This is a genomic window from Plantactinospora sp. A48 (assembly GCF_055793945.1).
Genome location: NZ_JBTIXF010000022.1, coordinates 29,462 through 37,735, shown reverse-complemented (window position 1 = coordinate 37,735; position 8,274 = coordinate 29,462). Strand labels below are relative to the sequence as shown.

8 protein-coding genes are annotated in these 8,274 nt (G+C 73.4%); 2 read left to right on the top strand and 6 right to left on the bottom strand.

Annotation, left to right across the window (positions count from 1 at the left end; translation table 11 throughout):
• Positions 1–4: 4 nt before the first annotated feature.
• The 6 genes from ACXN5W_RS14130 to ACXN5W_RS14105 are packed head-to-tail and all read right to left on the bottom strand — an operon-like array spanning position 5 to position 5,832.
• Positions 5–1,129, bottom strand: coding sequence for a glycosyltransferase family 2 protein (locus tag ACXN5W_RS14130; RefSeq protein WP_473158714.1), 1,125 nt, complete (start codon positions 1,127–1,129; stop codon positions 5–7).
• Between the two features lie 11 nt (positions 1,130–1,140).
• The gene (locus ACXN5W_RS14125) at positions 1,141–2,349 is read right to left on the bottom strand and encodes an acyl-CoA reductase (RefSeq protein WP_473158713.1); all 1,209 of its coding nucleotides are present in this window, start codon (positions 2,347–2,349) and stop codon (positions 1,141–1,143) included.
• On the bottom strand, positions 2,346–3,440 hold the full coding sequence (locus ACXN5W_RS14120) for a LuxE/PaaK family acyltransferase (RefSeq protein WP_473158712.1): 1,095 nt from the start codon (positions 3,438–3,440) through the stop codon (positions 2,346–2,348). The genes ACXN5W_RS14125 and ACXN5W_RS14120 overlap by 4 nt, the downstream gene beginning before the upstream one ends.
• A gap of 28 nt (positions 3,441–3,468) precedes the next feature.
• Positions 3,469–4,860 (bottom strand): AMP-binding protein, encoded by a 1,392-nt coding sequence (locus ACXN5W_RS14115; RefSeq protein WP_473158711.1) that lies wholly within the window; start codon positions 4,858–4,860, stop codon positions 3,469–3,471.
• A complete protein-coding gene (locus ACXN5W_RS14110; RefSeq protein WP_473158710.1) occupies positions 4,857–5,597 on the bottom strand; it encodes an SDR family NAD(P)-dependent oxidoreductase in 741 nt (246 codons plus the stop codon). Before ACXN5W_RS14110 ends, ACXN5W_RS14115 begins: the two co-directional genes overlap by 4 nt.
• The gene (locus tag ACXN5W_RS14105) at positions 5,590–5,832 is read right to left on the bottom strand and encodes an acyl carrier protein (RefSeq protein WP_473158709.1); all 243 of its coding nucleotides are present in this window, start codon (positions 5,830–5,832) and stop codon (positions 5,590–5,592) included. The genes ACXN5W_RS14110 and ACXN5W_RS14105 overlap by 8 nt, the downstream gene beginning before the upstream one ends.
• Positions 5,833–6,074: 242 nt before the next feature.
• Here ACXN5W_RS14105 and pseB point away from each other — a divergent pair, with 242 nt between their 5' ends.
• On the top strand, positions 6,075–7,106 hold the full coding sequence (gene pseB / locus ACXN5W_RS14100) for a UDP-N-acetylglucosamine 4,6-dehydratase (inverting) (RefSeq protein ID WP_473158708.1): 1,032 nt from the start codon (positions 6,075–6,077) through the stop codon (positions 7,104–7,106).
• Positions 7,103–8,230 (top strand): DegT/DnrJ/EryC1/StrS family aminotransferase, encoded by a 1,128-nt coding sequence (locus ACXN5W_RS14095; RefSeq protein WP_473158707.1) that lies wholly within the window; start codon positions 7,103–7,105, stop codon positions 8,228–8,230. The genes pseB and ACXN5W_RS14095 overlap by 4 nt, the downstream gene beginning before the upstream one ends.
• Positions 8,231–8,274: the final 44 nt, after the last annotated feature.

Genomic DNA, 8,274 nt, shown 5'->3' with positions numbered 1-8,274 from the left:
CGAGTCAGCCATGGGCGGCGGCGGTCGACGCCGGGACCCGTCCCGACCCGTCGACCGGGCGACCCGGTCCGGTCCCCGCCGGGCCGGCACCACCCGGCCCGTCCGGCGGACCGCCGTCGCCCGGACCCGATCGGCCGGCCGGACCGCCGTCGCCGGACGTCGAGTCGTCCACCGGCTCGTCCACCGAGTCGGCCGCGACGTGGTACGCGGGCCGGTTCTGCAGGGCCGCGTAGATCCGCCCGACGTACTCGCCGAGCAGCCCCAGGCAGATCAGCTGCACCGCGCTGAGCAGCAGCACGGCGAGGAACAGCGACGTCCAGCCCGGGATCACCGTGCCGTTGGCGTACACCACGGCGCCGTACGCAATCAGCGCGAGGCAGCCGAGGAACGCGGCCGCGCCGAGCCAGGTCGCCAGCCGCAGCGGCGCGGCGGAGAAGTTCGCCGTGCTGTCCCAGGCCAGCGCCACCATCCGGCGCAGCGGGTACTTGGTCTCCCCGGCCACCCGTTCGGCCCGCGCGTACCGCACCTGCGCGCTGGGAAACCCGAGCGACGGCACGAGCAGCCGGTATACCGGCGACCGCTCGGGCAACTCCCGCAGCGCCTCCACCGCCGCCCGGCTGAGCAGCCGGAAGTCGCCGGCCTGGGCCGGCACCTCCGCACCGACGAATCGGCGCATCAACCGGTAGTACGCCCCGGCCGTGTGCCGCTTGAACACGGTGTCGGTCCGCCGGTCGGAGCGGACCCCGTACACCACGTCCACGCCCTGGGTACGGGCCACCCGCAGCATCTCGGCGATGGTCTCCGGCGGGTCCTGCAGGTCGGCGTCGATGCTGACCACCCACGCGCCACGGGCCCGGTGCAGCCCGGCGGTGAGCGCGGCCTGGTGCCCGCTGTTGCGGCGCAGCCGGACGATCCGCAGCTGCGGCCAGGCCCGGCGGTGCGCGGACAGCACGGCCGAGGTGGCGTCCCGGCTGCCGTCGTCGACGGCCACCACCTCGTAGCCGGCGCCCAGCCCGTCCAGCACCGGCCGCAGCCGGTCGACCAGGGCCGGGATGGCGTCCTGCTCGTTGAACATCGGGATGACCACCGACAGGGTGGGCGTCGCCTCGGATTCGGTTCCGATCCTCACGTGTCCGGCCTTCACGTCCGCAGGGTGGTCAGTCGGGTGAACTCGCGCGGCAGGTCGTAGCCGTCCCACACCGCGTCGAAGGTGAGCGCCGAGCCGAACGGCACGATCCGGTCGACGCCGCGCCCGCCGAGGGCGGCGGCGAACTCCGCCAGTTCCGACCCGGCGAAGCCGAAGTGGGTGAACGTCTGGTCCCGGCGGGTGATCAGCGGCACCACGTCGGCGAGCGACGGCAGGGTGGCGAACGGGAACGTACCGGCGCCCAGCCAGCGCCGGGGCAGGGTCGCCGGTTCGGTGAGCACCAGCCCGGCCACGGCGTTGCCGGTGAAGCTGACCGAACTGACCGTGCCGGCAGCGGCCAGCCCGTACGCGGCCACGTGCTTCTCCACCGCCATGGCCGGGTCGACCGACCAGCCCCGGTCGGCGACCGCCCCGGCCAGCGCGGTCAGGAACTCGGTGCGGACCCGCTCGGCGTCGTCCGCCGGGCCGACCAGGAAGACCGTCCGGGGTGAGGCGCAGGCCGCCTGGTCGAACCAGTAGGCGTCGTTGGCGAACCCGGCCACGGCGGCCCGCCGGGTCGGTTCGTCGGCGGCCCGCCAGCCGGCCACCGACAGGGCGGCCCAGGACGACCGGTCGGGGAAGGTCAGGTCGCGGGCCGACGCCCGCAGCGGGTGCCGGCGGATGTCCTCGACGGCCGCGTCGCCACCCCAGATCACCCGCAGGTCACACCAGCGGCTCAGCGCGGCCGTCACCGCGTCGTCGCGCCCGTAGCCGACCATCCGCTGGGTACGGGCCACCACCGGGTCCGCGTCCGCGAGGGTCTCGGTCAACGCCGCCAGCACCGTCTCGGCGCCGGCGCCGGCCCGATCCGAGATCCGGACGATGTTGGCGTTGCCGGCCAGCGCGGACAGCGCCCAGGAGTAGACGAAGATGGTGTCCACGTTGGACGGCGGCACGTGGAACACGTTGCCGCGCGGGGAGACGTACGCCTCCGGCAGCCGCATCCGGGCGACCGCGCGGGCCAGTTCGGCTGGCCGCAGGAAGTAGCCGAGCGACCCGAGTTCGGGGTGCCGGCGGGCCACCGCCGGGGTGAGCAGCCGGCGGGCGAACCGGGCCAGGAAGTCCACGATCCGCTCGTCGCCGACGACCAGCCGGTCGCCCGTCGGCGCCAGCAGCGTGTCGAGGTCGACGGCCGGGCCGGCCGGAAACCGCTGGACGATCATGAGGCAGCCTGGTAGGTGTCGCTGCAGCCGCGGGCCTGGGCCCGGGGCAGCCGGCCGAGCACCCGGAACCGCCTACCGGGCCAGTCCCCGTCGTCGATCCCGTCGACCACGCCCAGGTCCTCGGTGAGCAGCACGTTGCCCGGGTACGACCGGGGCAGGGTGCTGACCACCTCGATCACCCCGGGCGTACCGACGGGCTGCTCGGCCCAGGTCTCCGGATTCCGCACGATCACGTCGGCGAAGTCCGGGCAGTACAGTGAGCCGCCACTCGGGCCCTCCAGGAAGACGGTGCCGATCTGCTCGGCCATGCCGTAGAAGTTGTGCACGTCGCGCAGCCCGGTGTCCGCGGCCAGCCGGCGCCGGAACTCGACCGGGTCCACGGCCCGGTCGACGAGCTGTTTCCAGCCGCCGGAGTGGATCAGGATGCCGTTGCCCAGGTCCAGCCGGTGCTCCCGGGCCACCTCGTACAGGTGCAGCCAGACCAGATAGGTGAAGCCGAAGATCAGGAACGGCGCGTCGCCGTGCCGGGCCAGGAAGTCCCGCAACACGGCCACGTCGGGCCGGCCGTCGGCGTCCAGGATCCAGGCGTGGTCGCGGCCGAACGTGGCCATCCCGAGCACCCCGGCGCCCCGGGCGCTGAAGGACCGGCGGTCCCGGACCGTGGCCCGGCTGTCCACCAGGATCATCGGCAGCCGGTGTGGCCCCAGCACGGTCTGCAGGGTCGCGCCGAGCTGTCGGGTCTGGGTGGCCGCGGCCTCCCGGTCCAGGTAGATCCGGCTGATGTCACCGGTGGTGCCCGAGGAGGTCACCACCTTGAACACCTGGTCGGCGTCGATGCTGCGCAACTGCTCGTGCTTGAACAGCCGTACCGGCAGCCAGGGCAGGTCGGCCACCCCGGCGTAGTCGGCGCGCGGGTGGCCGGTGGCGGCCAGGATCCGGGCGTACGGCGGGCACCGGTCCCGGTGGTGGTGCAGCAGTTCGACCAGGGCGTCCCGCAGGACGTCCGCCCGGTCCGGTTGGGCGAGCGAGAACGGCGGCGTGCCGGCGGGCGCGGTGGCGCGGCCGGCCGCCAGGGGTGGCGCGGGGGTCAACGCAGGGCCTCCAGGAGTGGCGCGGGGGTCAACGCAGGGCCTCCAGGGCGCGGTAGTCCACCTTGCCGGTGGGCAGCAGCGGCAGCGCGTCGACGGCGCGGACGTCCAGCCCGGACACGTGGCTGCCGAGGAACCGGGCGAGTTCGGAACGGGTCGAGCGGGTCTGGTCCCCGGTGGCGCCCTCCACGAACACGTGGATGCGGTCGTCGCCGGCGACCGCGGCCACCGGGCCGGTGTCGGCGAGGTGTCGCTCCACGTCGTCGAGGTTCACCCGGGTGCCGAACAGCTTGCCGATCCGGGACCGCCGGCCGGTGATGAACAGGTGGCCGTCCTCGTCGAGCCGGCCCAGGTCGCCGGTGCGCAGCACCCCGCCCAGCTCGTCGCCCCGGGCCAGGTCGGCGGCGCTCTCCGCGTACCCCAGCATCACGTTGGGGCCGCGGTAGACGACCTCGCTGTCCTCGATCGACACCGCGCCGCCGGGCACCGGCAGGCCCACCGAGCCGAGCCGGTCGGCGAGCCGGTCCGGCGGCAGCACGGTCATCCGGGCGGTCGCCTCGGTCTGGCCGTACATCACGTACATCCGGGCGCCGGCCGTCGCGGCCCGCGCCGCGAAGTCGGCCATCAGCTCGGGCCGCAACCGGCCGCCGGCCTGGGTGAGGGAGCGCAGTGCGGGGTACTCGGCCGGGTCGAAGCGCAGCCGGCGCAGCATCTCGTACTGGTAGGGCACGGCCGCCAGCGAGGTGGCCCGGTGGTCCCGCACCGCCGTCCAGAAGTCCGGCCGGAGGAAGCCGGTACGTTCCAGCAGCACCGTGCCGCCGGCCAGCAGGTGACTGTTGAGCACGCTCAGGCCGTACGAGTAGAACAGCGGCAGGGTGGTGGGCGCGACCTCGGCGGGACCGAGGTCCAGGCTCGCGGCGATGGCCGAGGCGTTGGCGGCGACCGCGGTCGCGGACAGCCGGACCAGCTTGGGGTTGCCGGTGGAGCCGGAGGTGCCGAGCAGCAGCGCCAGCTCCGGATCCGGTTCGACGCCGCCCGGGGCGGTCCGTGACCAGACCGGGCCGAGCCCGTCCAGCACGTCGGCCCGGTAGCCGACCGGCGGTGGCCCGTCGATGCCGGTGACCAGCGCCGGCGCGAACCGGTCCAGGTAGCCGAGCAGCCGCTCGCGGCCGAGGTACGGGTCCAGCAGCGCCATCGGCCGGCCCGCGGCCAACGCGCCGAGGTACCGCACGATGGCCGGTACCTCGGTCGGCAGCAGCGCCAGCACCGGTCCGGCCGGGTCGCCCGCCGCCCGCCGCCGTTCGGCGTCGACGGTGAACGCCGTGGCCGCCGCGTCGATCAGCCGGCGCAGTTCGGCGCCGGCCACCACCCGCCCGGTCTCGGCGTCGACCAGCCGGGCCTGGGGATGCGGTACGAGTGTCACGGCACGATGCCCCCGTCGACGCCCACGATCTGCCCGGTGACGAAGGCGGCCCGGCGGCTGAGCAGGAACTCGACCACCTCGGCGACGTCCTCGGGCGTGCCGAGCCGGCGCAGCGGGGTGCTGGCGATCCGCCCGGCCCGGCCCGGCTCGTCGAGCGTGGCCAGCATGTCGGTGGTGATGAAGCCGGGTGCCACGGCGTTGACCCGGATGCCGCGCGGGCCGAGTTCCTTGGCGGCGGACCGGGTCAGCCCGTCGACGGCCGCCTTGGACGCGGCGTAGCCGGCCTGCCCGGCGGCGCCGGCGATGCCGGTGACCGACGAGACCAGCACGGCCGCCGGATCGACCCCCCGGGCCAGCAGCCGCACCGCCTTCTGCAGGGTGTACGCGGCACCCACCGCGTTCACCTCGAACAGCCGGCGCAGCACCGCGTCGTCGGTCATCCCCAGCATCCCCGCCGCGTGCGTGCCGGCGTTGACCACCAGCGCGTCCAGCCGGCGGAACCGGTCGAAGACCAGCCGCAGCAGGGCGTCGCTGGTGGCCGGATCGGCGACGTCACCACCGCCCACGGCGGTCCGGACCCCGAACTTGTCGGCCAGTTCGGCGGCCACCGGCTCGACCGCCCCGGTGGTGCGCGCGTGCAGCACGAGGTCGTACCCGGCCTCGGCCAGCCGGACCGCGACGGCCCGACCGATACCGCGGGAGGCGCCCGTGACCAGCGCGACCCGCGGCTCAGTCATGAAGTTCCACTCCGTATTTGTCGAGAATCCGTACGGCCTCGGTGAAACTGCTCAGATTGATGACGTCGTCCGTATCCAACATGACCGAGAACTCGTCCTCGATCGTGGCGACCAACGACATGTGCGCCAGGGAATCCCACCGGTCGGTTGGATAGCTCAGCTCGTCCACCGGCTCGTCCGGGCTCAGGTCCAGCGAGGATCGGAAGACATTGCGAAGTCTTTGCAGGTCAGGCATGGAGGCTCTCTCGACGTGAACAGGGGTACCCACCCTCCCGCACCGGGGCCGTCGCGGGCGGAAATCCAAGTTGAACGACTCATGAATAGCCGCTTGCGCTTTTCTTCAACGTTCCCCGACGCCTTTTCTTTCGCCGTCACGTGGTTATGCTTCCGACCCGTGTCGCGTTCGAATCACCCGTTTGCCGGTGGATCACCCACCGTCCGGGACGCCACCGCCAGCCGCACTCTGGGAGCACAGTCTTGAGCGTTCTATCCGGATCTTCCATCCTGGTCACCGGGGCCACCGGCTCGTTCGGTAGGGCCTTCCTGCGGTACGCCCTGGCCGAGCTGGACCCCCAGCGCATCGTGGTGTTCTCCCGGGACGAGCTCAAGCAGTACGAGGTCCGGCAGCAGTTCGGCGACGACCCGCGACTGCGGTTCTTCCTGGGTGACATCCGGGACCGGCAGCGGCTGATCCGGGCCATGCACGGCATCGACCACGTGGTCCACGCCGCCGCGTTGAAGCAGGTCGACACCGCCGAGTACAACCCGTCGGAGTTCGTCGACACCAACATCGAGGGCTCGCAGAACGTGATCGACGCGGCCATCGAGTCGGGGGTGCGGCGGGTGGTGGCGCTGTCCACCGACAAGGCGTCCAGCCCGATCAACCTGTACGGCGCCACCAAGCTGGTCGCCGACAAGCTGTTCGTGGCCGGGAACCACTACGCGGCCCACCACCCGACCCGGTTCGCGGTGGTCCGCTACGGCAACGTGATGGGCAGCCGTGGTTCGGTGGTCCCACTGTTCCGGCAGCTCAACGCCGCCGGCAAGAGCCTGCCGATCACCGACAAGCGGATGACCCGGTTCTGGATCACCCTGGACCAGGCGGTGCGGTTCGTGGTCGACTCGTTCGAGCTGATGCAGGGCGGCGAGCTGTACGTGCCGAGGATCCCGAGCATGCGCATCCTCGACCTGGTCGAGGCCGTCGCCCCGGAGGCGTCCACCCACGAGATCGGGATGCGACCGGGGGAGAAGCTGCACGAGGAGATGATCTCCGCCGACGACAGCCGCCGGACCCTGCGGTTCGCCGACCGGTACGTGGTGCAGCCGGTGGTGGCCAGCTGGGGCTACCGGACCCCGCCCGGGGGTCAGCCGGTGGCCGACGGGTTCACCTACCGCTCGGACAGCAACGACCTGTGGCTCACCGTGGACGAGATGCGCGCCATCCTGGCCGGGGACGCGGGCGCCGGCGCGGTGGGGAAGCTGGGCGCCGTGGCGGCGGCCCGACCGTGACGCTGCCCTACGGCCGGCAGTCGATCGACGACGCGGACGTCGAGGCGGTCGTCGCGGCGCTGCGCAGCGACTGGCTGACCACCGGTCCCCGGGTGGAGCGGTTCGAACGGGACCTCGCCACCGTGGTGGGGGCGCCGTGCGTGGCGGTCAGCAGCGGCACCGCCGCGCTGCACACCGCGTACGCGGCCGCCGGGGTCCGGCCCGGCGACGAGGTCGTGACCACCCCCATGACGTTCGTGGCCACCGCCTCGACCGCCGTGCTGCTGGGCGCCCGGGTGCTGTTCGCCGACGTGGAGGACGAGACCGCGAACCTCGACCCGGCGGCGGCGGCGGAGCTGATCGGCTCCCGCACCCGGGCGGTCACCGCGGTGGACTACGCCGGCCACCCCGCCGAGTACGACGACCTGCGCAAGCACACCGAGGCGGCCGGGGTGACCCTGATCGCCGACGCCGCGCACGCGCTCGGCTCGACGTACCGCGACCGGCCGGTCGGCACCCTCGCCGACCTGACCACGTTCTCGTTCTTCCCGACCAAGAACCTCACCACCGCCGAGGGGGGAGCGGTCGCCACCGCCGACCCGACCCTGCTGCGCCGGGCGGCCCGGTTCCGCGGCCTGGGCATGGTCCGGGATCGGGACCTGCTGCGCGATCCGGACGAGGGCGGATGGCACCAGGAGGTGCACGAGTTCGGGCTCAACTACCGGTTGCCGGATGTGCTGTGCGCGCTCGGCAGCGCCCAACTCGCCCGGCTGGGGTCGTTCCAGGCCCGCCGGGCCGCGCTGGTCGAGCGGTACGACCGGTTGCTGGCCGGTACCCCGGGGTTGCGGCTGCCGGTCCGGCGTGCCTGGGTCGAACCGACCCGGCACCTGTACCCGGTCCGGGTCCTCGGCGGCCGGCGCCGCGAGGTGTACGACCGGATGCGCGCGGCGGGCATCGGGGTGCAGGTCAACTACCTGCCGGCGTACTGGCATCCGGCCTTCGCCGACCTGGGTTACCGGCGCGGGATGTGCCCGGTGGCCGAGGCGTTCTACGCCGAGCAGCTCTCCCTGCCGTTGTTCGCCGACCTGACCGAGGCCGACCAGGACCGGGTGGTCGAGACCCTGCGCGGCATCCTCGACGGCTGACCGGCCCGCGCCGGGACCGGCCCGGGCCGCGAAAAGCCCACACC

What these genes read in the sequence shown, in the direction of transcription:
- ACXN5W_RS14125 (WP_473158713.1), bottom strand. Translation starts at nt 2,349, where the DNA reads ATGATCGTCCAGCGGTTTCCGGCCGGCCCGGCCGTCGACCTCGACACG.
- ACXN5W_RS14110 (WP_473158710.1), bottom strand. Translation starts at nt 5,597, where the DNA reads ATGACTGAGCCGCGGGTCGCGCTGGTCACGGGCGCCTCCCGCGGTATC.
- ACXN5W_RS14105 (WP_473158709.1), bottom strand. Translation starts at nt 5,832, where the DNA reads ATGCCTGACCTGCAAAGACTTCGCAATGTCTTCCGATCCTCGCTGGAC.